The sequence below is a fragment of the Streptomyces sp. NPDC004327 genome (genome assembly GCF_042873935.1).
Lineage (GTDB): Bacteria > Actinomycetota > Actinomycetes > Streptomycetales > Streptomycetaceae > Streptomyces.
Genome location: NZ_JBIAME010000006.1, coordinates 234,030 through 258,080, shown reverse-complemented (window position 1 = coordinate 258,080; position 24,051 = coordinate 234,030). Strand labels below are relative to the sequence as shown.

The window sequence follows — 24,051 nt, the reverse complement described above, 5'->3', positions numbered from 1 at the left end:
CCCACTGGCTGCCGGGTGTGCGGGGATCGCGGTTGCTTGACCGGAGACCACCTCACTATCGATGTCCTGCGGTACCCGGACTCGAGAACTTCCGGCCGGGCGATCCTGATGGCGCTGCGTTCCTCCGTTCTTCCTTCGGTGATCAATTTCCTACCACGGGGGTACCGCGTACCGCTGGTGCTGCTGCACCGCGGGTTGTCGAACTGCTCGGTGGCCTGGGTGAGCGCCACCGAGCGGGTACTGCGCACGGCGGCCCCTGATCACTGCGGGCCACCCGGTCCGGCCGTCAGTTCCGTCGCCATCCTGCGAAAGCCCCGGCTTCGAAACTCCACTGCCGCACCGTCCTGCGACTTCCTCTACTGCTGGTACTGCTTGCCGGCAGTTCATGTCTGCCAGGCCACACTGTCTCTCTTGGCTACAGAAGAAAGCATAAGCAGGCCACCACCCAATGTCTACTCCGGCGAGAGTAGATTTTCATGTGTCCGGCGATCAGGTAATCGACCTCGCCGAGCGATGCGGGACGGTCGCGGAGGGTCGCGGAGGGGTCGCGAAGGCGCGCTGAGCGATCATCGCCAGGTTGACCACCGCGCATCCGTGCACAGGGCGCGGCCGTCCACTCGATACGCGAGAGGGCCCGACCGGCGTGTGCCGGTCGGGCCCTCTGAGCTGACCGCGGTCAGTTCACGGTCGTTCGCGGATGACGGTCAGGGGTGACGGTCATGGATCACGGTCATGGGCGACGGTCAGGGATGACGGTCAGGCCGCCGCCGCGGCGGGACCGCGCCGGCCGCGGGAGGGCGTGCCGCGCCCGCGTCGCTCGGCCGGTGGCGCGGTGATCGTCACGGGCACGCCCGACGGGGCCTGGGCGCCGGTGATCCTGCGGAGCGCTTCCTCGCCGGAGCGGACCTGGGTGGTCTTCGGCACGATGCCGGCGTCCCGCAGGAGCCGGGCCATCCCGCGGCGTTGGTCGGCGGTGACCAGGGTGACGACGGTGCCGGACTCGCCGGCTCGCGCGGTACGGCCGCCGCGGTGGAGGTAGTCCTTGTGGTCCGCCGGCGGGTCCACGTTGACGACGAGGTCGAGGTCGTCGACGTGGATGCCGCGCGCGGCGACGTTCGTCGCCACCAGGACGGTGACGTGCCCGGTCTTGAAGCGGGTGAGGGTGCGGGTGCGCTGCGGCTGCGACTTCCCGCCGTGCAGGGCGGCGGCCGGGACACCGCAGGCGAGGAGGTCCTCGGTGAGGCGGTCCACGGCGTGCTTGGTGTCCAGGAACATGATCACTCGACCGTCGCGTGCCGCGATCTGTGTCGTCAGCCGGTGCTTGTCGGCGCCGTGCACGTGCAGGACGTGGTGCTCCATCGTGGTGACCGTGCCCTGGGAGGGGTCGACGGAGTGGACGACGGGGTCGGTGAGGTAGCGGCGGACCAGCAGGTCGACGTTGCGGTCCAGGGTCGCGGAGAACAGCATCCGCTGGCCCTCGGGGCGGACCCGGTCCAGGAGCGCGGTGACCTGAGGCATGAAGCCCATGTCGGCCATCTGGTCGGCCTCGTCGAGAACGGTGATCGCGACCTGGTCCAGTCGGCAGTCACCGCGGTCGATGAGGTCTTTGAGACGGCCGGGCGTGGCCACGACGACCTCGGTGCCGCGGTGCAGCGCGTTCGCCTGTCGGCCGATCGGCATGCCGCCGACGACGGTGGTCAGGCGCAGCTTCACGGCGCGGGCGTAGGGGGTGAGGGCGTCGGTGACCTGCTGGGCGAGTTCCCGGGTGGGGACCAGCACCAGTGCCAGCGGCTGACGGGGCCCGGCGAGCCGTCCGGCGATGCGGGCCAGCAGGGGCAGACCGAAGGCGAGGGTCTTGCCGGAGCCGGTCCGGCCGCGCCCCAGGACGTCACGGCCGGCGAGGGAGTTCGGCAGCGTCGCGCCCTGGATGGGAAACGGGACCGCCACTCCCTGCGCGGCGAGCGCGGCCAGGAGGCGCCGGTCCAGAGCCAGGTCGGCGAAGGTCTCGACGGCGGGCAGCGCCGGAGTGATCGTCTTCGGAGGGGTGAACTCCCCCTGCACGGTGGCGGGACGCCTGCCGTGTCCGCCCGACCGGCTCGGGCCTCCCGACCGGCTCGCGGCGGGCGAACCGGGACGACCGCCCCGGTCCGTTCCGGCGGAGGAGTCGTACGTGTGGCCGCCGTTGCGGCGGGTGCGGGAGGTACGGCCGTTCGTGCGTGTGGGGTTCATTCAGAACCTTCCTGGATACGGCACCTACCGAAGAATCCCGGCAGCGGATGAACAGCTTTCGGAATCACGAGGACGGCCGAATGGAATGACGAAGAGGGCGGCTCGGCAGGGTGACTCATTGGCGGCATGTCATCGGGCCGGCGAAATGAAGGAGGGTGGCGCGGGGCGGTGAGACCCTGCCGAATGAATACAGCTGGGGCCCGCACCCCGAGGGATGCGGGCCCCAGCTGTGTAGGGAGCGTCAGCGTCAGGCGCGAACGATGTTCTCCGCCGTCGGGCCCTTCTGGCCCTGCGCGATGTCGAAGGAGACCTTCTGGCCCTCCTGGAGCTCGCGGAAGCCCTGCGCGGCGATGTTCGAGTAGTGCGCGAACACGTCAGGGCCGCCACCGTCCTGCTCGATGAAGCCGAAACCCTTTTCCGCGTTGAACCACTTCACGGTGCCAGTAGCCATGTCATTTCTCCTCTGGGCAAGTACGACGGAATCCGTACCGTACGGACTCCGTGTCGCTGTGATGATGCCCTGCCGGGAAAATGACCGGAAATACAAAGCGCTTCCGTGGGGCACGCGGCCGACGGGAGGCGCTTGAAGTCTTTGGGTACCAAAACTGCAACTGGCTTCGACCGTAGCACGTCGCCGCGGTCCGTGCGTTGCGAATAATTCTCCCTGTGTGTCGCCGGTAAAAACTCTGTCCGCGGCGGCCGTCAAAATCTCAGGCCGCGAACACAGGTATTCGTGTACTCCGAATGCAGCGTTTCGGAAGCGAGGTGGCCGACCAGCTGGGGCGCCGGCGGTCGTCGTCCGTCATCAGCCGTCATCGGCGGTCATCGTCCGTCATCGGCGGTCAACGGCGGTCAACGGGGTTCGGCACCATGCCCGCGCCGCACCGGCCACCAGATCCCCCGCCCCACCAGCGCCGCGGCCGACGGCACCAGCAGGAGGGACACGACGAAGGCCGAGAGCAGGATGCCCAGCGCCGTGGCGAAGCCGATCTGCCGGGTGGACGGCTCCGCGTTCACGGCGAGGCTGCCGAAGGAGGCGGCGAGGACCACGCCCGCCGTGGCGATCGCCGGCGCCGTGTGCCGTACGGCGCGGGCCACGGCGGCTCGAACCGTGCCCGCCCGGGCCATCTCCTCGCGCAGCCGGTCGCTGACGAGGATGTTGTAGTCGGTGCCGAGGGCCACCACGAACAGGAACAGCACCAGCGGCAGGACGAAGTCCACCCCGGGCCGGCCGCCCAGATGCTGGAAGACCAGGGCCGAGGCGCCGAGCGTCGCCGCGAAGCACAGCCCGACCGCGAGCATCAGCACGACCGGGGCCGGCACACTGCGGAGCAGCACCAGCAGGATCAGCGCGATCAGTGCCGCCGCCACCGGGAAGACCCTCCGCAGGTCCTCGTCGACCGCCGCGGCCACGTCGGCGAACACGGCCGCCGTGCCACCCACATGAGCGGTAAGCCCGGAGGGCGTCGCCTTCCGTACGGCTTCGCGCACCGGTCCCGCCACGAGGTCGCGAGCGGCCTGGCTCTGCGCGTCCGCTGTCAGATACGCGTCCAGCCGTGCGGCGGTCCGGTCGGCGTTGAACACCGGAGAGCCCACCTTGCCCACGCCCTCCACCCCGGCCAGCGCCCTCGGCAGCCCGCCCAGCGCGGCGGTGTCCAGCGCGCGGCCGTCCGCGGCGGTGACGTACACGGCCGTCGGGTCGGACACCCCGCGCGGCAGCGCGCGGGCGATCTCCCGCGCCGTTGCCTCGGCCGCCGTCCCGTGCGCCGTACCGCCGGTGCCGAAGTCCATGCGGACTCCCTTCACACCGGCCGCGAGCGCGCCGAGGAGGACGACCGAGGCCATGAGCACCAGCAGCGGGCGGCGCGCCACGAGCTCTCCGGTACGCGCGGCGAGACCGGGCCGCTCGGCCCTCGTCAGGCTCCGCGACGGCCAGAACATCCGCCGCCCCGTCACCGCGAGCAGAGCCGGCATCAGGGTCAGGCTCGCGACCAGCATCACCAGCACCGAGACCGCCACCGACGGTCCGAGCACGCGGAACTGGCCGAACGTCGCCGTGCCCAGCGTCGCGAACGCGGCCACGATCGTCAGCGCGGCCGACGTCACCGCGGTGCCCACCCGGCCGGCCACCTGCGCGGCCACCACCCGGTGGTCCGCCTCCGGGTGCCGCCGCAGTTCCTCACGGAAGCGGAACAGCAGGAACAGGAAGTAGTCGATGCCGATGCCGACCAGCACGGTCCCGATCAGGCTCGGGGTGCCCGGGTCGAGGTCGAAGCCGGTCAGCAGGGCGGCCGCCACGACCGTGCCGGCCGCCGCGCCGCCCACCACGGACACCGCGAACAGCGGGACGAACGCCGCCAGGACACTGCGGAACACCAGGACGTTGATCAGCACGATCAGCCCGACCATCACCAGCCCCACCACCATCTGCGTGGTTCTCTCCGCGTCCGCGCGGTCCACCACGTCCGCCACGCCGCCGGTGAACCCGGTGCGCAGCCCGGCCGCGCCGAACTCCGCCTCGACGCGGTCGTGGAAGGCCCGGTACAGCGCGTGCATCCCCGGGTCGGTCACGTTGCCCCGCAGCCGCGCGTCCAGCAGCGCGAAGGACCCGTCCGGCGCGGTCATCGCCGGCGCCACCCGCGGGACCTGGGAGTAGTCCTTGGACAGCCCCGGTATGTGGTCTTCGTCCCGGGGCATCTCCACGCGCCGGGCGCTCAGTTCGCGCGCGGCCCCGGCCACCCGGTGCCGGTCCGCACCGGACAGCGGCCTGCCGTCGCGCCGCGCCACCAGCACCGTCACCGTGGCGGCGTCGGGCTCCGCGCCGAACTCCTCCTCGGCGACCCGCAGCGCCGCGGCCGCGTCGTACTCCGAGGGCAGGAACCCGGCGCTGTCGGTCTGTGTCACGCGGAAGACGAGAGCTTGGCCCATGACGGACAAGAAGATGCCGATCACCGCCCACGAGGCGATCACACGCCAGGGTTTGCGGGTCGAGAATCCGGTCAGAGCGCGGATCACGGAATTCCTCCGGTGCGGGTGCGGGTGCGGGTGCGGGTGAGGGATGAGGGTGCGGGTACGGGTGAGGGCGACGGTGCGCGCGAGCGATGGCGCAGCGGGCAGTTCCCGGTGAGCGATGGCGCACCGGGCGGTTCCCGGTACCCGTCCAGGACATCAGCGGTGACCGGCCCGGACCTCGGCGCCGGGAACGAGAAACCGCCCGGGACCACGGCCCTCCGGCCGCCCCTCGACTGGGAGCCTGCTCCCAGTCCCCGCTCCTCCCTGCTCCCGGCCCGGAGCCGCGTACCGCGCTGACAGAATGAGACGCACCGCGAGACGCACGGCGGACGAGCCGCGGCCCGGCAGGCTGCCGCGGTGATCCAGGAGGAAGGGCCCGGGGGGCGACATGAAGCGGCACGAGGACGAGAAGCGCCTGTGCCACGTACCGGGCACGACGGACTCGCGTTGGGGCGGCGCGGATCCGCGGCGCCGGGGCTCCGGACCGTGGAGCCGGCACGACGGGCTCGTCGCCGCCGGCGCCGCCGCCGTCGACCTCGTCGGATTCACCGTCGCCAGCCAGATGGACCAGGGCCACGTCCCGGCGGCCGGCTGCCTGGTCGTGGTCGCCTCCGCGCTGCTGCTGCTCGCCCGCCGCCGCGCACCGCTGTGCGCCCTGGCCGGGGTCCTGGCGGTGAACGTGTCACTCGACTGGTTCAGCGCCGTCGGCCAGCACTACGGTGCCGCCACCGTCGTCGCGCTCTTCACGGTCGTACGCCGTCACCGTGCCGCCGTCGGCGCCGCCGCCGTCGCCGGCTGCGTCGCGGTGCTTCAGTTCGTACACCCGGTACTGCCCGCGCCGTCCCTGCTGGAACTCGCCGCCAACGTCTCGTCCGCGCTGTTGGTTTCCGGGGCCGCCGTCGCCGTCGACCGCTGGCAGCGCAACGCGGAGACCCACCGGCGGCTCCTCGCCGACCGGGCCGTCGCCGACGAACGACGCCGCATCGCCCGCGAGCTGCACGACATCGTCGCCCACCACCTCACCACCATGCAGTTGCTGGCCGGCGGCGCCCGCGCCAATCTCGACCGGTCACCGGAGACCGCCCGCGAGGCCCTCGTCACGCTGGAAGGCTCCGGGCGCACCGCCCTGCGCGAGATGCGCCACCTGCTCGACGTGCTGCGGGCCGGTGACGAGAACGACGACGAGGGCGAGGCGGTCGCGCCGCAGCCCGGCATCGGCGACCTCGACCGCATCGTCGAGGACAGCCGCCGCGCCGGCCTGCCCACCACCCTCACCACGGAAGGCGACCCGCGGACCCTGCCGTCCAGCGTCGCCCTCGCCGTCTTCCGCATCGTCCAGGAAGCCCTCACCAACGCGCGCAAGCACGCGGGCCAGGGCACGAAGGTGGACGTCCGCCTCACCTACGAGCCCCACGAGGTACGCGTCAGCGTCACCGACGACGGCCCCTTCGCCGACCACCACCGCCACGCCACCCGCACCCCCGGCTACGGCCTCCTGGGCATGCGCGAACGGGTCGCCCTGCACGGCGGCACCCTGCACGCAGGCCCCGGGGAGAGCGGTTTCACCGTCCGCGCCGGCCTGCCCCTCCCTGTGTCCTCCGACCACCGGCAGGCATACGCGTGACCCCGCCCATCAAGGTCCTCATCGCCGACGACCAGGCCCTCGTCCGCCGCGGCCTCGCCCTGATGCTCGCCCCGGAACCTGACTTCGAGGTCGTCGCCGAAGCCGCGGACGGCGACGAGGCGGTACGCCTGGCCCATGAGCACCGGCCCGACGTGGTCATCATGGACATCCGCATGCCCGTCCTCGACGGCATCGCCGCCACCGAGCGCCTCGCCGCGGAACAGCCCGGCTGCCGCGTCCTCGCCCTGAGCACCTTCGACATGGACGAACTCGTGGTGGCCGCCCTGCGCGCCGGCGCCTGCGGCTTCCTCCCCAAGGACATCTCGCCCGAGGAACTCGTCACCGCCCTGCGCGTGGTCCACGCCGGCGAGGCGATCCTCGCCCCCAGACTCCTCACCCGTCTCATCTCCCGGCACGTCACCGCGCCCGGCCACCGTGCGACACCCCCGGCGCCCTCCCACGCCGACGGGCTCACACCGCGCGAGCGGGAGGTGTGGCGGCTGATCGCCACCGGCCTGGACAACACGGAGATAGCCGACCGGCTCGGCGTCAGCGCCTCCACGGTGAAGAACCACATCACCGGCCTCTTCGCCAAACTCTCCGTCCGCGACCGCGCCCAGGCGGTCATCGCCGCATACGAAACGGGCCTGGTAGCGGCACGCCGCGAAGCGTGATCCGGCCGGGAGGGGTGACGGGTAGTGAGCCATGCGCCCTCAGGGCCGGCGCTTCCTTGCAGACGCGGCGCTTCCTGGCCGTGCTCGGTGGACGGTGATCAGTCGTCGGGCGGGCCGGCCGCTTCCTGGATTCTCTCGGCGATGTCATCGGCCCACTCCTGAGCCCACTGGCGCAGCTCGATGGTCTGGTGGTCGTCGAGTCCGTACGCGGCGAACTCGGTGTCATCGATCCAGTCCGCGCCGGTGAGCCGGGCCTGGAGTTCGGAGAGGTCGAAGGCATCGCGGGCGTGGCGACGGCCGAGTTCTTCGAGCTCGATGTGACTCCATCGGTCGGCGGCTGCTCGGACGTCGATCAGATCACGCGCCAGGCCGCGGTCTGCCAGTGCACGGACCTTCGTGCCGACCACGTCCTCCAGGGAAAGCACCAAGCCGTGCCGAGTCTTCACGGGCGGACGCCAGAGTGCTTCCTTGAGGACGTCGACCTCGCACTCCTCACCGGTGGTTGTATCGGTGACGATCAGCCGCGCGGACAGCGGGTCGGTTTCCAGCGCTCGCACCTGCCAGCCGCGTTGTTCCAGCCCAACGCGCACGGCGGCGGCGATCTTCTCTAGCGGCTCCGGGTTCTCGGTGGCGACATCGAGGTCCTTGCTGAGCCGGTTGACCAGTCCGTGTGCCTGGACGGCGTAGCCACCCGTGAGCACGAGCGGGTAGACCTCACCCACGGCGAGAACATCCGCGAGGAGCCGTCGGTGCAGTTCCGTGAGATTCACGCAGCGGCCCGGGCGTCGGGCGTCAGTTCGCTGAAGGCGTCCTCCCAGACGTCGCGGATGTCCCGGCTGATCAGCGTGCGCAGGACAGGCCACATGGCGACCAGCAGGTCCTGGTTCAGATAGTGGGCCAGGTCGTCGTGCTGTCCCTCGGCCAGGACGATCCGGTAACAGCTCATCCGCAACCGGGGCTGGTCGAGGTCGAACCGGGACAGCCCGGACCACGCGAGGTGCAGCGGAAGGTCGACGTGACCGTGGGCAGGGCCGCCGAGCTCCGAGAGCTTGGCGGGAAGCCGCCTGGCGAATCTGGTGCGGCGGAGCTCGGGGACGCTGGGCGTGGCTGCCATGCCTTGATTATTCCGTAGAAGGGCGAGGCGGCTGGTGATTCCGGAACAGGCAACACCTGGCCCAGGGCTTCTACCTGGCCGTAGTGGCGGTTGATGCAGGTCAGGGGCTCATCTGTGAGCCGGCGAGACGCTGCGGGGTTCGTGCCCTCCACGTGCCCCGTCTCGCGGGACTCCAGGGTGTGCGGGCGGCGAGACTCGTCTGCCAACGAACAAGGCCCAGGTCGCTGACCTGGGCCTTCGTTCAAGAGCGGATGACGGGAATCGAACCCGCGCTATAAGCTTGGGAAGCTCATGTTCTACCATTAAACTACATCCGCAAACATGCCGCCCTGATGATCAGTGCCGCATCGTTGCACACGATACCCCATCCCGCATGTCAGGCGAAGCGGCCTTCCGCCGGCCGGCCCCCGGAGTGCCCTCCGCGGAGTGGGGGTGCGGATCCCCTAATGTGGCTGTCTCGTCCACCACTTGTCGGGGAAGGGACTTGATGGGTTCGATGGAGCGCACCGTCGTCCGTTGTGCCGAGGGGCACGTGTTCAGTACCGCTTCGTTCCCGCTGGCGCATCTCGGTGCCGGGCGGATCGGGCCCGGGCGGCTGCTCAGGTGTCCGCGGTGTGCGCGGTTGCGGCAGGCGGTGCCCGTGGAGATCGGGCAGCGCTGACGGATCGCGGGTACCGCGGTGTACTGAAGGGCGCGGGGTCTCCCGATTGGGGGAGCTTCGCGCCCTCTGCGTATCGTGGGAGGGTGCTTCTCTCAGACAAGGACATCCGGGCCGAGATCGACGCCGGACGGGTGCGCATCGACCCGTACGAAGAATCCATGGTGCAGCCCTCGAGCATCGACGTGAGGCTTGACCGCTTCTTCCGGGTGTTCGAGAACCACCGCTACCCGCACATCGACCCCGCCATCGAGCAGGCGGACCTCACGCGCGAGGTGGAGCCGGAGGGTGACGAGGCGTTCATCCTGCACCCGGGCGAGTTCGTGCTGGCCTCGACGTACGAGGTCATCACGCTGCCCGACGACATCGCCTCCCGACTGGAGGGGAAGTCCAGCCTCGGGCGGCTCGGGCTGGTGACGCACTCGACCGCCGGGTTCATCGACCCCGGTTTCTCCGGGCACGTGACCCTGGAGCTGTCGAACCTCGCCACCCTGCCGATCAAGCTGTGGCCGGGGATGAAGATCGGACAGCTGTGCATGTTCCGGCTGAGCTCGCCGGCGGAGTTCCCGTACGGGAGCGAGCGCTACGGCTCCCGGTACCAGGGCCAGCGGGGGCCGACGGCGTCCCGTTCCTTCGTGAATTTCCATCGGACCCAGGTGTGAGGCGGTAGCCGGCATGAGTGAAGTACGCGAGAACCTGACGTACGAGGGCTTCGGCCGCGCGATCCGCGAGCTCGCCCAGACGATCGCCGACGACGGCTACGAGCCCGACATCGTGCTCTCCATCGCCCGCGGTGGCGTCTTCGTCGCCGGTGGTCTGGCCTACGCGCTCGACTGCAAGAACATCCACCTGGTGAACGTGGAGTTCTACACGGGCGTGGGGACCACCCTCGAGATGCCCGTCATGCTCGCGCCCGTCCCCAACGCGATCGACTTCTCCGACAAGAAGGTCCTGATCGCCGACGACGTCGCCGACACCGGCAAGACCCTCAAGCTCGTGCACGACTTCTGCGTCGACCACGTCGCCGAGGTCCGCTCCGCGGTCGTCTACGAGAAGTCGCACTCGCTCGTGAAGTGCGAGTACGTCTGGAAGAAGACCGACGACTGGATCAACTTCCCGTGGTCCGTCGAGCCGCCCGTCGTGCAGCGCGAAGGACAGATCCTCGACGCCTGACCCCTAGGGTCCCGGCCCATCCGGAGTCGAGAAGGGCCCCCGCCGGAGTGTTCCGGCGGGGGCCCTTTTCCGCGTCCGCGCGTCCGCGGCTACAGCGTGCCCAGCTTGATCAGGCTCAGCAGCGCCACCAGCTGGATCGCCGACGCGCCCAGGGCCTTCGGCCACGGCAGGTCGTGCGAGCGGCTCACCATCACCGTGAAGAGCGCGCCCGCCGCCAGCCAGGTCAGCCAGCCGACGACCTGGACCAGGCCGTTCTCGCCGCCCAGGAAGAGGGCGAAGAGGAGACGCGGGGCGTCCGTGACCGACATGATCAGCATGGAGAGGCCGACGGTCGGCTGCCAGGAGCCGTCGCCGCCGAGCTGGCGGGCCACGGTGTGGGTGACCGCGCCCAGGATCAGGCCGCCGAGGACGAAGCCGACGCCGGTCAGCAGGACGTACGGGACGGCCGCCGACAGCGTCGCGTTGATGGCCTGCTCGCGGGCCTGGTCGAAGCCGAAGATCGCGAGCATGCCGTAGAGGAACGTGACGACCAGCGCCGGGCCCCAGACGGCGTGGTCGCGCATCCGCAGGAACGTCTCCGCGGGGCGCAGCACGATGCCGCTCAGCAGGGGCTTCCAGGGCAGCCGCGGGCCCACGGGGGCCGCCGGGGCGGCGCCGGCCTGGTACGGGGCGCTCTGGGCGTAGGGGTCGTCGTGGACGCTGAAGACCTGGGTGTGGCCCGGGTTGTTCGCGGCGTAGTGCTGCTGCGGGTGCCGGTCCTGCGGCGCGTTCGGGTCGCCGAAGTACTCCGGCTCGCCGTACGCCTGCTCGCCGTACGCCTGCTGCTGCGACCACTGCTGCTGCGGGTGCTGCCGCTGCCGGCGCTGCTGCTGCTGCGGGTACCCCGGCGGGGGCGCCTGGTACCCGTACGGCGCCTGCTGCGGTTGTTGTTGCGGGGGGCCACCGGCCCGGCCGCGTCCGTTCCTGAATCCAGCCACGTCAATGAACGTACCCGGTCCTGACGGTGTATCGCCTCCCAGGGGCAGAGTGCGGCAGAGCTGTGACATCCCCTAGGGGACCGCCAGGGGATCCCTAGGGGGCCGCGGGAGACCCTTGAGGGACGGACGAGGGACGGACGAGGGACGGAAAAGGGCCGCCCCCGCGCATCCGCGGGGGCGGCCCTTCGTCACGTACCGGTGGCGATTACGCCGCGGGCTCCGGCTCCGGCTCCGCCGTCTCGGCCTCCGGCTCCGCCGGGGTCTTGACCGAGTCGAGGAGCAGCTGGGCCACGTCCACGACCGTGACGGACTCCTTGGCCTTGCCCTCGTTCTTCTTGCCGTTGACCGAGTCGGTCAGCATGACGAGGCAGAACGGGCAGGCGGTGGAGACGATGTCCGGGTTGAGGGAGAGGGCCTCGTCGACGCGCTCGTTGTTGATGCGCTTGCCGATCCGCTCCTCCATCCACATCCGGGCGCCGCCGGCGCCGCAGCAGAAGCCGCGCTCCTTGTGGCGGTGCATCTCCTGCTGACGCAGGCCCGGGACGGCCGACATGATCTCGCGCGGGGGCGTGTAGACCTTGTTGTGGCGGCCCAGGTAGCACGGGTCGTGGTAGGTGATGAGGCCCTCGACCGGGGTCACCGGGATCAGCTTGCCCTCGTCGATGAGGTGCTGGAGCAGCTGGGTGTGGTGGATGACCTCGTAGTCGCCGCCGAGCTGCGGGTACTCGTTGGCGATGGTGTTGAAGCAGTGCGGGCAGGTGGAGACGATCTTCTTCGCCGACTTCGGCTTCTTGGTCGCCTCGTCCTCGTCATCCTCGCCGAACGCCATGTTCAGCATCGCCACGTTCTCCTGGCCGAGCTGCTGGAACAGCGGCTCGTTGCCCAGGCGGCGCGGGGAGTCACCGGTGCACTTCTCCTCGCCGCCCATGATCGCGAACTTCACGCCCGCGATGTGCAGCAGCTCGGCGAAGGCCTTGGTGGTCTTCTTGGCGCGGTCCTCCAGGGCGCCGGCGCAGCCGACCCAGTAGAGGTAGTCGACCTCGGTGAGGTCCTCGATGTCCTTGCCGACGATCGGGACCTCGAAGTCGACCTCCTTGGTCCACTCGACGCGCTGCTTCTTGGCGAGACCCCAGGGGTTGCCCTTCTTCTCCAGGTTCTTGAGCATCGTGCCCGCCTCGGACGGGAACGCGGACTCGATCATCACCTGGTAGCGGCGCATGTCGACGATGTGGTCGATGTGCTCGATGTCGACCGGGCACTGCTCGACGCAGGCGCCGCAGGTGGTGCAGGACCACAGGACGTCCGGGTCGATGACGCCGTTCTCCTCGGCGGTGCCGATGAGCGGGCGCTCGGCCTCCGCGAGCGCGGCGGCGGGGACGTCCTTGAGCTGCTCCTCGGTCGCCTTCTCCTCGCCCTCCATGGTCTTGCCGCCGCCGGCCAGCAGGTACGGGGCCTTGGCGTGGGCGTGGTCCCGGAGGGACATGATGAGGAGCTTCGGCGAGAGCGGCTTGCCGGTGTTCCAGGCGGGGCACTGCGACTGGCAGCGGCCGCACTCGGTGCAGGTGGAGAAGTCGAGGATGCCCTTCCAGGAGAACTGCTCGACCTGGGAGACGCCGTAGACGTCGTCCTCGCCCGGGTCCTCGAAGTCGATCGGCTTGCCGGCGGAGGTCATCGGCTGCAGCGCGCCGAGGGCGGTGGAGCCGTCGGAGTTGCGCTTGAACCAGATGTTCGGGAAGCCGAGGAAGCGGTGCCAGGCGACGCCCATGTTGGTGTTGAGCGAGACCGTGATCATCCAGGTGAAGGACGTGACGATCTTGAGCGCGGCGAAGAAGTAGGTGAGGTTCTGGATGGTGCCGAGGTCGGCGCCGTCGAGCAGGCTGATCAGCGGGTACGAGGCGAAGAAGCCCGGCTCCCAGCTGGTCACGTGGTGCTGGACGCCCTCCAGCGCGCGCAGCGTCATGATGCAGACGCCGACGATGAGGATGACGGCCTCGACGAAGTACGCCTGGCCGGTCTTGGAGCCGGCGAAGCGGGACTTGCGGCCGGCCTGGGTCGGCTTGCTGAGCTGGCGGATCACGATGAGCGTGACGATGCCGAGGACGGTCATCAGGCCGAGGAACTCGGTGAAGATCTCGTACGGCAGCCAGTCGCCGATGATCGGGATGAGCCAGTCGGCCTGGAAGAGCTGGCCGAAGGCGTTGACGATCGTGAGCAGCAGCGAGAAGAAGCCCACCGCCACGAACCAGTGCGCCACACCGACGACGCCCCAGCGGTTCATCCGGGTGTGGCCGAGGAACTCCTTGACCAGTGTGATGGTGCGCTGCGTGGGGTCACCGGTGCGCGTTCCCGCGGGCACCGGCTGACCGAGCCGCACGAAGCGGTAGATCTGCGCGATGGCGCGGCCGAACAGCGCGACGGCTACCACCGTGATGACGATCGACACGACGATCGCGGCGAGTTGCATGTGGGGCTCCTCGGGCGGGCCTCAGCTCAGGGCCTACTAAGCGGTAACTTATTTAGTCCGTGCTGAGATTACCCGTTGGGGCTGCCGCGCTGTAAGCGGAGCTTGCGGTGATCTGTGTCGCTCAGGCAACCCTTGCCGTGCGGGCCGGCGTCCGGCCCGCCGTGCCGCCTGCCCTGCGACGTCGACGGACTGCTGGCAGCGTACGCGCCAGGATCACCAGATCCATCCCCAGCCAGTGATGGTCCACATAGTGGAGATCCAGGAGCTCCCGCTCCTCCCACGGTAGCTCCGAGCGCCCGCTGATCTGCCACAGTCCGGTCATCCCGGGCCGTACGGAGAGCCGCCGCCGGCCGTCGCCGGTGGACTCCCGGTGGCCGGGCGCCAGCGGGCACGGCCCGACCAGCGACATCCGCCCCCGTACGACGTGCAGCAGCAGCGGCAGCGAGGCCAGCGGGCTCTTCGTGCGGAAGGTCAGCAGTGTGAACGTCGTCCCGCCGCGGCCCGCGACCGGGCGGCGGCGCAGCACCGCGCCGTCGCCGGCGGCGGCGAGCAGGAGGGAGACGGCGGCGATCAGCGGGGACAGCAGGACGAGGAGCGCGAGCCCGGCCGTGACGTCCAACGCGCGCTTCGTCGTCATGTACCCACACTTTCCGGTTCCGGGCGAGAACATGGCATAAGGGACAAGGGGTGTGTGCGGACCCTCTCACGGGGCGGTCCCGGGAACCCGGAATGACGCGCGTTCGTCCTTCTGGTGAGCCCTATTGAGTGGATCGCAGGACGAAGAGTTGAGTCGGGCACGCTCAGGTCTGTTGACTCCAACCCGTCCCTCGTGCATCCTTGAGTCAGTTCCACTCAAGTCAGTCAGCTGGAGGAATCGAAATGGCACGTGCGGTCGGCATCGACCTGGGTACGACTAACTCCGTCGTCAGCGTTCTGGAAGGCGGCGAGCCCACCGTCATCACCAACGCCGAGGGCGCCAGGACCACGCCGTCCGTCGTCGCCTTCGCCAAGAACGGCGAGGTGCTCGTCGGCGAGGTCGCCAAGCGTCAGGCGGTCACCAACGTCGACCGGACCATCCGGTCCGTGAAGCGTCACATGGGCACCGACTGGAAGATCGAGCTGGACGGGAAGAACTTCAACCCGCAGCAGATGTCCGCCTTCATCCTCCAGAAGCTGAAGCGCGACGCCGAGGCGTACCTGGGCGAGAAGGTGACCGACGCGGTCATCACCGTCCCGGCGTACTTCAACGACTCCGAGCGCCAGGCCACCAAGGAGGCCGGCGAGATCGCGGGCCTCAACGTCCTGCGCATCGTCAACGAGCCGACCGCCGCCGCCCTGGCGTACGGCCTCGACAAGGACGACCAGACGATCCTCGTCTTCGACCTCGGTGGCGGCACCTTCGACGTGTCCCTCCTGGAGATCGGCGACGGCGTCGTCGAGGTGAAGGCCACCAACGGTGACAACCACCTCGGTGGTGACGACTGGGACCAGCGTGTCGTCGACTACCTGGTGAAGCAGTTCCAGTCCGGTCACGGCGTGGACCTGTCCAAGGACAAGATGGCCCTGCAGCGTCTGCGCGAGGCCGCCGAGAAGGCGAAGATCGAGCTGTCCTCCTCCACGGAGACCTCGATCAACCTGCCCTACATCACGGCGTCCGCCGAGGGCCCGCTGCACCTGGACGAGAAGCTCACCCGCGCCCAGTTCCAGCAGCTGACCGCGGACCTGCTCGACCGCTGCAAGACCCCGTTCCACAACGTCATCAAGGACGCGGGCATCAACCTCTCCGAGATCGACCACGTCGTTCTCGTCGGTGGCTCCACCCGTATGCCGGCCGTCGCCGAGCTCGTCAAGGAGCTGACCGGCGGCAAGGAGGCCAACAAGGGTGTGAACCCGGACGAGGTCGTCGCCATCGGCGCCACGCTCCAGGCCGGTGTCCTCAAGGGCGAGGTCAAGGACGTCCTGCTCCTCGACGTGACCCCGCTGTCCCTCGGCATCGAGACCAAGGGCGGCATCATGACCAAGCTGATCGAGCGCAACACCACGATCCCGACCAAGCGCTCCGAGATCTTCACGACGGCCGAGGACAACCAGCCGTCCGTCCAGATCCAGGTCTACCAGGGCGAGCGCGAGATCGCGGCGTACAACAAGAAGCTCGGCATGTTCGAGCTGACCGGTCTGCCGCCGGCCCCGCGCGGCGTCCCGCAGATCGAGGTCGCCTTCGACATCGACGCCAACGGCATCATGCACGTGACCGCGAAGGACCTGGGCACGGGCAAGGAGCAGAAGATGACCGTCACCGGCGGCTCCTCGCTGCCGAAGGACGAGGTCAACCGCATGCGCGAGGAGGCCGAGCAGTACGCGGAGGAGGACCACCGCCGCCGCGAGGCCGCCGAGACCCGCAACCAGGGCGAGCAGCTCGTCTACCAGACGGAGAAGTTCCTCGCGGACAACGCGGACAAGGTCCCGGGTGAGGTCAAGACCGAGGTCGAGACCGCCGTCGCCGAGCTGAAGGAGAAGCTCAAGGGCGAGGACACCGCGGAGATCCGCACCGCCACCGAGAAGGTCGCGGCCGTCTCCCAGAAGCTCGGCCAGGCGATGTACGCCGACGCCCAGGCCGCCCAGGGTGCCGCCGGCGCCGAGGGTGCCCAGCAGGCCCAGGCCGACGACGACGTCGTCGACGCCGAGATCGTCGACGAGGACAAGCCGAAGGGCGGCGCTGCCTGATGTCGGAGGAGACCCCGGGCTTCGAGGAGAAGCCCGACGTCCCCGCCGACGGCACGCCCGAGGAGCCGAAGGCCGCCGACTCCGCCGCGGAGGCGGAGGGGGCGGCCCCGGCCGGGGACGCTACGGACGTAGCCCTGCTGGCGCAGCTGGACCAGACCCGTACGGCGCTCGGTGAGCGCACCGGTGACCTCCAGCGGCTCCAGGCCGAGTACCAGAACTACCGCCGCCGCGTGGAGCGGGACCGGGTCACGGTCAAGGAGATCGCCGTCGCGAGCCTCCTGACCGAGCTCCTTCCCGTGCTCGACGACATCGGCCGGGCCCGTGAGCACGGCGAGCTCGTCGGCGGGTTCAAGTCGGTCGCCGAGTCGCTGGAGACCGTCGCCGCCAAGATGGGCCTCCAGCAGTTCGGCAAGGAGGGCGAGCCCTTCGACCCGACGATCCACGAGGCCCTGATGCACTCGTACGCGCCGGACGTCACCGAGACGACCTGCGTGGCGATCCTGCAGCCGGGGTACCGGATCGGCGAGCGCACCATCCGCCCCGCGCGGGTGGCCGTCGCCGAGCCCCAGCCGGGTGCGGCGGGCAAGGCGGAGGAGTCGGAAGACTCCGAGAAGGACAACGATTAAGAGCCGGACCCGCGAGCGGGAGGAGGGACGTCGATGAGCACGAAGGACTTCGTCGAGAAGGACTACTACAAGGTCCTCGGCGTCCCCAAGGACGCCACCGACGCCGAGATCAAGAAGGCGTACCGGAAGCTCGCCCGCGAGAACCACCCGGACGCCAACAAGAGCGACACCAAGGCCGAGGAGCGCTTCAAGGAGATCTCCGAGGCGGCCGACGTCCTCGGTGACCCGAAGAAGCGCAAGGAGTACGACGACGCGCGTGCCCTCTTCGGCAACGGTGGCTTCCGAGCGGGCGGCCCGGGTGCGGGCGGCTCGTTCAACTTCGACCTGGGCGACCTCTTCGGGGGCGCCCAGGGCGGGGCCGGTGGCGCCGGCGGCTTCGGCGGCGGCGGTCTCGGGGACGTCTTCGGCGGCCTGTTCAACCGGGGCGCCGGCGGCGCGGGCACGCGCACGCAGCCGCGGCGCGGCCAGGACGTCGAGTCCGAGGTGACGCTCAGCTTCACCGAGGCCATCGAGGGCGCCACCGTGCCGCTGCGGATGTCCAGCCAGCAGCCCTGCAAGGCGTGTTCGGGCACCGGCGACAAGAACGGCACCCCGCGGGTGTGCCCGACCTGCGTCGGCACCGGACAGGTCTCGCGCGGCAGCGGCGGCGGCTTCTCGCTGACCGACCCCTGCCGGGACTGCAAGGGCCGCGGCCTGATCGCGGAGAACCCCTGCGAGGTCTGCCACGGCAGCGGCCGCGCCAAGTCGTCCCGCACCATGCAGGTGCGGATCCCGGCCGGCGTGTCCGACAACCAGAAGATCCGACTGCGGGGCAAGGGCGCGCCGGGCGAGCGCGGCGGACCCAACGGCGACCTGTACGTCGTCGTGCACGTCGACGCCCACCCGGTGTTCGGCCGCAAGGACGACAACCTCACCGTCACGGTGCCCGTCACGTTCGACGAGGCGGCACTCGGCGGCGAGGTCAGGGTGCCGACCCTGGGCGGCCCCGCCGTCACCCTGAAGCTGCCCGCGGGCACGCCCAACGGCCGCACCATGCGAGCCCGGGGCAAGGGCGCGGTCCGCAAGGACGGCACCCGCGGCGACCTGCTGATCACGGTCGAGGTCATGGTGCCGACCGACCTCGACGACAAGGCGCGTGAGGCCCTCGAGACGTTCCGCGAGGCGACGTCGGGCGAGGACCCCAGGGCAGAGCTGTTCCAGGCCGCGAAGGGAGCATGAGCATGGACCGCCGCCGCAACCCCTATGAACTGACGGACGAGACACCGGTGTACGTCATCTCGGTGGCGGCCCAGCTCTCCGGTCTGCACCCGCAGACGCTCCGTCAGTACGACCGTCTCGGCCTGGTCTCCCCGGACCGCACCGCGGGCCGGGGCCGCCGCTACTCGGCCCGCGACATCGACCTGCTGCGCACCGTCCAGCAGCTGTCGCAGGACGAGGGCATCAACCTGGCCGGCATCAAGCGCATCATCGAGCTGGAGAACCAGGTCGCCGCGCTCCAGGCCCGCGTGGCCGAGCTGTCGACGGCCGTCGAGGGCGCGGCGCAGGCGATGCGCCAGCGCGAGGCCCAGGTCCACGCCTCCTACCGGCGCGACCTGGTCCCGTACACCGACGTGCAGCAGGCGAGCGCGCTGGTGGTGTGGCGCCCGGGGCACAAGCGCGGCGAGTGAGCCGTCCGGTTCCCGCTTCTCGTGACGAGGCCCCCTCCGCAGTGGCGGAGGGGGCCTCGTCGCACGATCCGTGGGTGCGGGCCTCTCAGCAGTCGCGGTCGTCCAACAGGCCGGACTGGGCGATGAGAAAGCCGAGCTGGGCCCGGCTGCCGCTGCCGAGGGCGGCGGCGAGCTTGGCGATGTGGGCGCGGCAGGTGCGGACGTTCATGCCGAGGCGGCGGGCGATGGCCTCGTCGACGTGGCCCTCGACGAGGAGCCGGGCGATGGAGCGCTGGACGCCGCTGATGCCGTTCTTGGGCAGGGCGCCGGGGACCTGTTCGCCGAACGGGGTGGCGCGGGCCCAGGACTGCTCGAAGACGGTCGCGAGGTATTCGACGAGACCGGGGTGGCGCAGTTCGAGGGCGACCTGACGGTCCTGGCGGGCCGGGATGAGCGCGACCGTGCGGTCGATGATGATGAGCCGCTCGATGCTCTCCTCCAGCGTGCGCACCTGGAGCCGGTCCATGCCGGCCTGCTCCAGATAGACCTGCATGCCGGGGCTGTGGCGCACGGTGTGCTGGTAGAGGGTGCGGACGCGGACGCCGCGGTCGAGGAGTGGCTGGATGCGGTGCAGGGCGGTGTTGAGGGTGTGTTCGCTGCGTCCGCCGCCGGGCTGGACGGTGAGCAGCTCCTCGGAGCACTCGGCGGTGGCCCGGCTGAGCACGGCGTCGATGCGGTGGATGCCCTCGAGCACGGTGATGGCGTGCGTGGTCGAGGGGTCCTGTGCGCTGATCGCCATGAACGGCTCGAATGTGCTCGACAGGTCCGTGGCCAGGGCGCGGCGGTCCTGGATCTCCCGCTCCAGCGGCTGGACGAGCCGGGCGAGGGCGGCCGACGGAGGCACCGGACGCAGCCATGACGGGTCGTCGGGATCCGGGTGCAGCAGGTCGAGGTCCATGAGGCAGGGCGCGGCTTCTGCCTCGGTCCTGGTTATTCGTCCGATCCGCAACGCACTTGCGTACAAGTCCGATCCGGCTGCACAGAGGTCGACATGCCCGTGGGGATGTGTCGTTTCTGTCTGTTTTTGCGGCATTTGCACACCCCCCAGGATCCTGTATTTCAGGAACATGATGCATTGCCTCAGTGGTGCGAGCGCAAAGACTGAGCCATCGTTTTGTGCGCGGGGGTAGAGGAAACCATCAAGTGAGGTCGAAGCCGCTCATGTCCAGGAAAATGCTTCGCTCGATACTTGCTTTCGTCTTCATGGGGGCGGCAGCAGTAGGAGCGCTGGCCGTCAACGACCCGGTGTGGGACAGCACGCCGGCGCACGTGGTCGCCGCTCCGAACGACCCGGTCTGGGACGTCGCTCCGGCCGGCAAGCGCGACCCGGTCTGGGACGCCGCTCCGGCTGCCAAGCCCGACCCCGTGTGGGACCTGGGTCCGGCGGGCGCGGGAGCATGACCGTGCCGCCGGACGACCGGTCCTTCCGACGCGAGATGGCCTCGGCGTACCGCTCCGGGTGGCACTTCATCGATCTCGTCACGGCCATCCCCCACCGTGGTGACTCGCTGATGGTGACCCTCTTCGGAGAGCCGATCGTCGTCGCTCGCGAACAGGACGAGGACGTCCGTGCCTATCGGTGTCTGCGTCGCCCGCGCGGTGCGCCGCAGCCCGTTCGCTGTGCCATCCGGTACGGCATGATCTTCGTCAATCTCGATCAGCGTGACCATCAGCTGCTTGAGCCCCAGCTGGTCGACACCGAGACCATCACCGCCACCCCCCGCAGTGCCTGAACGATTCCCCCGTCGTTGTAGATCGTTCGGGCGCTTCCCCCACACAGCGGCGCCATCGCGGACCTGAAACGCGATGGCGCCGCTGTGCTTTTGCGTGCGTGCATGCATGCGTACACGCCGGCGTGCCGTGGGTGCGTACGCGTACGGGTCAGGCCCGGCCCATCGCGCGCGTGAGCGCGATCTCGATGACGACCCGGTCCGGGTTCGGCGTCGGGACCCGGTTGTAGCGGGCCGCGTAGCGCTCGACCGCGTCGGCCACGGCCTCCGCCTCGGTGCGGATCCGCGCCACGCCCTCCAGCGTCGCCCAGCGCCCCTTGTCCACCTGGCAGACCGCCACCTTCGCGCCGTCCGGGCCCGCCGCCAGGACGTTGGCGACCTTGCGGCTGTGCTTGTTGGTGATCACCCGGGCGATGCCCTTCTCGCCGCCCTCCGGGTCGTACGTGACGCCGACCGCCACGACGTGCGGCGTGCCGTTCGGGCGCGGGGTGGTGAGGGTGCACATGTGGTACTCGCGCCAGAAGCTGAGGTACGAGTCGCTGGGCTTGCTCGGGTCGATGGCCATGCCCGGAAACTACTCCCGCGAGGGCTCCCGCCGATACCTTGAGCGGAATAGACTCAACTTTGTGTACGTTGGATGAGTCATAGCAGTCGTAGACCCTCACGCTCGCCGAGGAAACAGGAGGAGAACTCGCACGTGGACGCCGAACTGACCAACCGGAGCCGGGACGCGCTGAACGCGGCCAGCAGCCGCGCCGTGTCCCAGGGGCACGCCGATCTGACCCCCGGGCACCTGCTGCTCGCACTGCTCGCCGGTCAGGACAACGAGAACATCACCGACCTGCTCGCCGCCGTCGAGGCCGACCAGGCCGCCGTGCGCTCCGGCGCGGAGCGGCTGCTCGCCGCGCTGCCCAGCGTCACCGGGTCAACGGTCGCGCCGCCGCAGCCGAACCGCGAGCTGCTCGCCGTCATCGCCGACGCCGCCGAGCGCGCGAAGAAGCTCGGCGACGAGTTCCTTTCCACCGAGCACCTGCTGATCGGCATCGCCGCCAAGGGAGGCCGGGCCGGCGAGGTCCTCGACCAGCAGGGCGCCACCGCCCGCAGACTCCAGGACGCCTTCGAGAAGGCGCGCGGCGCCCGCCGGGTGACCACCGCCGACCCCGAGGGCTCGTACAAGGCCCTGGAGAAGTTCGGCACCGACTTCACCGCCGCCGCCCGCGAGGGCAGGCTCGACCCGGTCATCGGCCGTGACCACGAGATCCGCCGCGTCGTCCAGGTCCTGTCCCGGCGCACCAAGAACAACCCGGTCCTGATCGGCGAGCCCGGCGTCGGCAAGACCGCCGTCGTCGAGGGCCTCGCCCAGCGGATCGTGAAGGGCGACGTCCCCGAGTCGCTGCGCGACAAGCGGCTCGTCTCGCTCGACCTCGGCGCGATGGTCGCCGGCGCGAAGTACCGCGGCGAGTTCGAGGAGCGCCTGAAGACCGTCCTCTCCGAGATCAAGGAGAGCGACGGGAAGATCATCACCTTCATCGACGAGCTGCACACCGTCGTCGGCGCGGGCGCCGGCGGCGACTCCGCGATGGACGCCGGCAACATGCTCAAGCCGATGCTGGCCCGCGGCGAGCTGCGCATGGTCGGCGCCACGACCCTCGACGAGTACCGCGAGCGGATCGAGAAGGACCCGGCCCTGGAGCGCCGCTTCCAGCAGGTCCTGGTCGCCGAGCCGTCCGTCGAGGACACCATCGCCATCCTGCGCGGCCTCAAGGGCCGCTACGAGGCCCACCACAAGGTGCGGATCAACGACTCCGCGCTGGTCGCCGCCGCGGCACTCTCCGACCGCTACATCACCTCCCGCTTCCTGCCCGACAAGGCCATCGACCTCGTCGACGAGGCCGCGTCCCGGCTCCGCATGGAGATCGACTCCTCGCCGGTCGAGATCGACGAGCTCCAGCGCTCCGTCGACCGGCTGAAGATGGAGGAGCTGGCCCTCTCCAAGGAGACCGACGAGGCCAGCCGGCAGCGCCTGGAGAAGCTGCGCCGCGACCTCGCCGACCGCGAGGAGGAGCTGCGCGGCCTCACCGCCCGCTGGGAGAAGGAGAAGCAGTCCCTCAACCGGGTCGGCGAGCTGAAGGAGCGCCTCGACGCGCTGCGCGGCCGCGCGGAGCGCGCACAGCGCGACGGCGACTTCGACACCGCCTCCAAGCTGCTCTACGGGGAGATCCCGGAGCTGGAGCGGGAGCTGGAGGCCGCCAGCGAGGCCGAGGCCGAGCACGAGGCCGCCATGGGCTCCGGGGACGCGAAGGACTCGATGGTGAAGGACCAGGTCGGTCCGGACGACATCGCGGACGTCGTCGGCTCCTGGACCGGCATCCCCGCCGGACGCCTCCTGGAGGGCGAGACGCAGAAGCTGCTGCGCATGGAGGACGAGCTGGGCAAGCGGCTCATCGGCCAGAGCGAGGCCGTGCGGGCCGTCTCCGACGCGGTGCGCCGCACGCGCGCCGGCATCGCCGACCCCGACCGGCCCACCGGCTCCTTCCTCTTCCTCGGCCCGACCGGTGTCGGCAAGACCGAGCTGGCGAAGGCGCTCGCCGACTTCCTCTTCGACGACGAGCGGGCCATGGTCCGCATCGACATGTCGGAGTACGGCGAGAAGCACTCCGTCGCCCGGCTCGTCGGCGCCCCGCCCGGCTACGTCGGCTACGAGGAGGGCGGCCAGCTGACCGAGGCCGTGCGCCGCCGCCCGTACAGCGTGGTGCTCCTGGACGAGGTGGAGAAGGCCCACCCCGAGGTCTTCGACGTCCTGCTCCAGGTCCTCGACGACGGCCGGCTCACCGACGGCCAGGGCCGCACGGTCGACTTCCGCAACACGATCCTGATCCTCACGTCCAACCTGGGCAGCCAGTTCCTGATGGACCCGCTGACCGGCGAGGACGAGAAGCGGCGGCAGGTCCTGGAGGTCGTCCGGGCGAGCTTCAAGCCCGAGTTCCTGAACCGGCTCGACGAGATCGTGGTCTTCTCCGCCCTCGCGGGCGACGAGCTGGCCCGTATCGCCAGGCTCCAGATCGACCGCCTGGCCCGCCGTCTCGCCGACCGCCGCCTCACCCTCGACGTCACGCCCGAGGCGCTGGCCTGGCTGGCGGAGGAGGGCAACGAGCCGGCGTACGGCGCCCGCCCGCTGCGCCGTCTGATCCAGTCGGCCATCGGCGACCGCCTCGCCCGCGAGATCCTGGCCGGCGAGGTCCGCGACGGCGACACGGTACGGGTGGACCGCTTCGAGGACGGCCTGATCGTGGGCCGGGCGGAGTAGCGGACGGAGCGGGAAGGGCGTCCCCACGGCCGA

Annotated in this window: 21 protein-coding genes and 1 tRNA gene; 11 read left to right on the top strand and 11 right to left on the bottom strand. The window is 70.2% G+C overall.

From position 1 onward, the window contains the following. Positions 1-756: 756 nt before the first annotated feature. The 3 genes from ACFYU9_RS21905 to ACFYU9_RS21895 form a co-directional block, all read right to left on the bottom strand. The gene (locus ACFYU9_RS21905; RefSeq protein WP_389345752.1) at positions 757-2,229 is read right to left on the bottom strand and encodes a DEAD/DEAH box helicase; all 1,473 of its coding nucleotides are present in this window, start codon (positions 2,227-2,229) and stop codon (positions 757-759) included. Between the two features lie 247 nt (positions 2,230-2,476). After that, a complete protein-coding gene (locus ACFYU9_RS21900; RefSeq protein WP_389211054.1) occupies positions 2,477-2,680 on the bottom strand; it encodes a cold-shock protein in 204 nt (67 codons plus the stop codon). 401 nt (positions 2,681-3,081) lie between these two features. Continuing rightward, positions 3,082-5,133, bottom strand: coding sequence for an MMPL family transporter (locus ACFYU9_RS21895; protein WP_389211056.1), 2,052 nt, complete (start codon positions 5,131-5,133; stop codon positions 3,082-3,084). A gap of 496 nt (positions 5,134-5,629) precedes the next feature. Here ACFYU9_RS21895 and ACFYU9_RS21890 point away from each other — a divergent pair, with 496 nt between their 5' ends. Then, positions 5,630-6,865 carry a sensor histidine kinase gene (locus ACFYU9_RS21890; RefSeq protein ID WP_389345751.1) on the top strand — a complete coding sequence of 412 codons (1,236 nt, stop codon included), beginning with the start codon at positions 5,630-5,632 and terminating at the stop codon, positions 6,863-6,865. Further along, on the top strand, positions 6,862-7,539 hold the full coding sequence (locus ACFYU9_RS21885) for a response regulator (RefSeq protein WP_389345750.1): 678 nt from the start codon (positions 6,862-6,864) through the stop codon (positions 7,537-7,539). Before ACFYU9_RS21890 ends, ACFYU9_RS21885 begins: the two co-directional genes overlap by 4 nt. Positions 7,540-7,637: 98 nt before the next feature. Here ACFYU9_RS21885 and ACFYU9_RS21880 read toward each other — a convergent pair whose 3' ends face one another. The 3 genes from ACFYU9_RS21880 to ACFYU9_RS21870 all read right to left on the bottom strand — a co-directional run bounded on the left by ACFYU9_RS21880 (position 7,638) and on the right by ACFYU9_RS21870 (position 8,970). Further along, on the bottom strand, positions 7,638-8,309 hold the full coding sequence (locus ACFYU9_RS21880) for a nucleotidyl transferase AbiEii/AbiGii toxin family protein (protein WP_389211063.1): 672 nt from the start codon (positions 8,307-8,309) through the stop codon (positions 7,638-7,640). Then, positions 8,306-8,653: a transcriptional regulator gene (locus tag ACFYU9_RS21875; protein WP_389211065.1), complete on the bottom strand. Its 348-nt coding sequence runs from the start codon at positions 8,651-8,653 to the stop codon at positions 8,306-8,308. The genes ACFYU9_RS21880 and ACFYU9_RS21875 overlap by 4 nt, the downstream gene beginning before the upstream one ends. A gap of 246 nt (positions 8,654-8,899) precedes the next feature. Then, positions 8,900-8,970 (bottom strand) — tRNA-Gly (locus tag ACFYU9_RS21870). A 427-nt stretch (positions 8,971-9,397) separates the two neighbouring features. On the opposite strand from ACFYU9_RS21870, the gene dcd reads away from it, so the two are divergent. Together dcd and ACFYU9_RS21860 are read left to right on the top strand one after the other, a co-directional pair. Then, entirely contained in the window at positions 9,398-9,973 is a 576-nt protein-coding gene (dcd, locus tag ACFYU9_RS21865; RefSeq protein WP_389211067.1) for a dCTP deaminase, read from the top strand. Between the two features lie 13 nt (positions 9,974-9,986). After that, positions 9,987-10,484 carry a phosphoribosyltransferase gene (locus ACFYU9_RS21860; protein WP_389211069.1) on the top strand — a complete coding sequence of 166 codons (498 nt, stop codon included), beginning with the start codon at positions 9,987-9,989 and terminating at the stop codon, positions 10,482-10,484. 89 nt (positions 10,485-10,573) lie between these two features. Here the strand turns inward: ACFYU9_RS21860 and ACFYU9_RS21855 are convergent, their stop codons facing one another. The 3 genes from ACFYU9_RS21855 to ACFYU9_RS21845 form a co-directional block, all read right to left on the bottom strand. Then, the gene (locus ACFYU9_RS21855) at positions 10,574-11,461 is read right to left on the bottom strand and encodes a Yip1 family protein (protein ID WP_389211071.1); all 888 of its coding nucleotides are present in this window, start codon (positions 11,459-11,461) and stop codon (positions 10,574-10,576) included. A 205-nt stretch (positions 11,462-11,666) separates the two neighbouring features. Beyond that, entirely contained in the window at positions 11,667-13,925 is a 2,259-nt protein-coding gene (locus tag ACFYU9_RS21850; protein WP_389345749.1) for a (Fe-S)-binding protein, read from the bottom strand. A gap of 121 nt (positions 13,926-14,046) precedes the next feature. Next, positions 14,047-14,562 carry a sugar transferase gene (locus ACFYU9_RS21845; protein ID WP_389211075.1) on the bottom strand — a complete coding sequence of 172 codons (516 nt, stop codon included), beginning with the start codon at positions 14,560-14,562 and terminating at the stop codon, positions 14,047-14,049. Between the two features lie 242 nt (positions 14,563-14,804). Here ACFYU9_RS21845 and dnaK point away from each other — a divergent pair, with 242 nt between their 5' ends. Genes dnaK through ACFYU9_RS21825 form a run of 4 tightly spaced genes read left to right on the top strand, consistent with a single transcriptional unit; the run spans position 14,805 to position 18,942 of the window. Continuing rightward, entirely contained in the window at positions 14,805-16,649 is a 1,845-nt protein-coding gene (gene dnaK / locus ACFYU9_RS21840) for a molecular chaperone DnaK (protein WP_389211077.1), read from the top strand. Further along, the gene (gene grpE, locus ACFYU9_RS21835) at positions 16,649-17,275 is read left to right on the top strand and encodes a nucleotide exchange factor GrpE (RefSeq protein WP_389211079.1); all 627 of its coding nucleotides are present in this window, start codon (positions 16,649-16,651) and stop codon (positions 17,273-17,275) included. Before dnaK ends, grpE begins: the two co-directional genes overlap by 1 nt. A gap of 33 nt (positions 17,276-17,308) precedes the next feature. Next, positions 17,309-18,493, top strand: a complete 1,185-nt coding sequence (gene dnaJ / locus ACFYU9_RS21830; protein ID WP_389211080.1) for a molecular chaperone DnaJ — start codon at positions 17,309-17,311, stop codon at positions 18,491-18,493. 2 nt (positions 18,494-18,495) lie between these two features. Next, the gene (locus ACFYU9_RS21825) at positions 18,496-18,942 is read left to right on the top strand and encodes a heat shock protein transcriptional repressor HspR (protein ID WP_389211499.1); all 447 of its coding nucleotides are present in this window, start codon (positions 18,496-18,498) and stop codon (positions 18,940-18,942) included. Positions 18,943-19,027: 85 nt separating this feature from the next. Here ACFYU9_RS21825 and ACFYU9_RS21820 read toward each other — a convergent pair whose 3' ends face one another. Next, positions 19,028-20,014, bottom strand: coding sequence for a helix-turn-helix transcriptional regulator (locus ACFYU9_RS21820; RefSeq protein WP_389211501.1), 987 nt, complete (start codon positions 20,012-20,014; stop codon positions 19,028-19,030). A 170-nt stretch (positions 20,015-20,184) separates the two neighbouring features. On the opposite strand from ACFYU9_RS21820, the gene ACFYU9_RS21815 reads away from it, so the two are divergent. Continuing rightward, positions 20,185-20,382, top strand: coding sequence for a hypothetical protein (locus ACFYU9_RS21815; protein WP_389211082.1), 198 nt, complete (start codon positions 20,185-20,187; stop codon positions 20,380-20,382). Further along, positions 20,379-20,714 (top strand): (2Fe-2S)-binding protein, encoded by a 336-nt coding sequence (locus tag ACFYU9_RS21810; RefSeq protein WP_389211084.1) that lies wholly within the window; start codon positions 20,379-20,381, stop codon positions 20,712-20,714. The genes ACFYU9_RS21815 and ACFYU9_RS21810 overlap by 4 nt, the downstream gene beginning before the upstream one ends. Before the next feature lie 148 nt (positions 20,715-20,862). On the opposite strand, the gene ACFYU9_RS21805 is transcribed toward ACFYU9_RS21810, so the two are convergent. Then, entirely contained in the window at positions 20,863-21,276 is a 414-nt protein-coding gene (locus ACFYU9_RS21805; RefSeq protein ID WP_389211086.1) for a pyridoxamine 5'-phosphate oxidase family protein, read from the bottom strand. Between the two features lie 132 nt (positions 21,277-21,408). On the opposite strand from ACFYU9_RS21805, the gene clpB reads away from it, so the two are divergent. Then, positions 21,409-24,018: an ATP-dependent chaperone ClpB gene (clpB, locus tag ACFYU9_RS21800; RefSeq protein WP_389211088.1), complete on the top strand. Its 2,610-nt coding sequence runs from the start codon at positions 21,409-21,411 to the stop codon at positions 24,016-24,018. Positions 24,019-24,051 lie beyond the last annotated feature (33 nt).

What these genes read in the sequence shown, in the direction of transcription:
- ACFYU9_RS21825 (WP_389211499.1), top strand. Translation starts at nt 18,496, where the DNA reads ATGGACCGCCGCCGCAACCCCTATGAACTGACGGACGAGACACCGGTG.
- ACFYU9_RS21875 (WP_389211065.1), bottom strand. Translation starts at nt 8,653, where the DNA reads ATGGCAGCCACGCCCAGCGTCCCCGAGCTCCGCCGCACCAGATTCGCC.
- ACFYU9_RS21900 (WP_389211054.1), bottom strand. Translation starts at nt 2,680, where the DNA reads ATGGCTACTGGCACCGTGAAGTGGTTCAACGCGGAAAAGGGTTTCGGC.
- ACFYU9_RS21845 (WP_389211075.1), bottom strand. Translation starts at nt 14,562, where the DNA reads ATGACGACGAAGCGCGCGTTGGACGTCACGGCCGGGCTCGCGCTCCTC.
- ACFYU9_RS21815 (WP_389211082.1), top strand. Translation starts at nt 20,185, where the DNA reads ATGGGGGCGGCAGCAGTAGGAGCGCTGGCCGTCAACGACCCGGTGTGG.
- ACFYU9_RS21805 (WP_389211086.1), bottom strand. Translation starts at nt 21,276, where the DNA reads ATGGCCATCGACCCGAGCAAGCCCAGCGACTCGTACCTCAGCTTCTGG.
- ACFYU9_RS21820 (WP_389211501.1), bottom strand. Translation starts at nt 20,014, where the DNA reads ATGCCGCAAAAACAGACAGAAACGACACATCCCCACGGGCATGTCGAC.
- ACFYU9_RS21905 (WP_389345752.1), bottom strand. Translation starts at nt 2,229, where the DNA reads ATGAACCCCACACGCACGAACGGCCGTACCTCCCGCACCCGCCGCAAC.
- ACFYU9_RS21850 (WP_389345749.1), bottom strand. Translation starts at nt 13,925, where the DNA reads ATGCAACTCGCCGCGATCGTCGTGTCGATCGTCATCACGGTGGTAGCC.
- grpE (WP_389211079.1), top strand. Translation starts at nt 16,649, where the DNA reads ATGTCGGAGGAGACCCCGGGCTTCGAGGAGAAGCCCGACGTCCCCGCC.
- dnaK (WP_389211077.1), top strand. Translation starts at nt 14,805, where the DNA reads ATGGCACGTGCGGTCGGCATCGACCTGGGTACGACTAACTCCGTCGTC.
- ACFYU9_RS21890 (WP_389345751.1), top strand. Translation starts at nt 5,630, where the DNA reads ATGAAGCGGCACGAGGACGAGAAGCGCCTGTGCCACGTACCGGGCACG.
- dnaJ (WP_389211080.1), top strand. Translation starts at nt 17,309, where the DNA reads ATGAGCACGAAGGACTTCGTCGAGAAGGACTACTACAAGGTCCTCGGC.
- ACFYU9_RS21810 (WP_389211084.1), top strand. Translation starts at nt 20,379, where the DNA reads ATGACCGTGCCGCCGGACGACCGGTCCTTCCGACGCGAGATGGCCTCG.
- ACFYU9_RS21860 (WP_389211069.1), top strand. Translation starts at nt 9,987, where the DNA reads ATGAGTGAAGTACGCGAGAACCTGACGTACGAGGGCTTCGGCCGCGCG.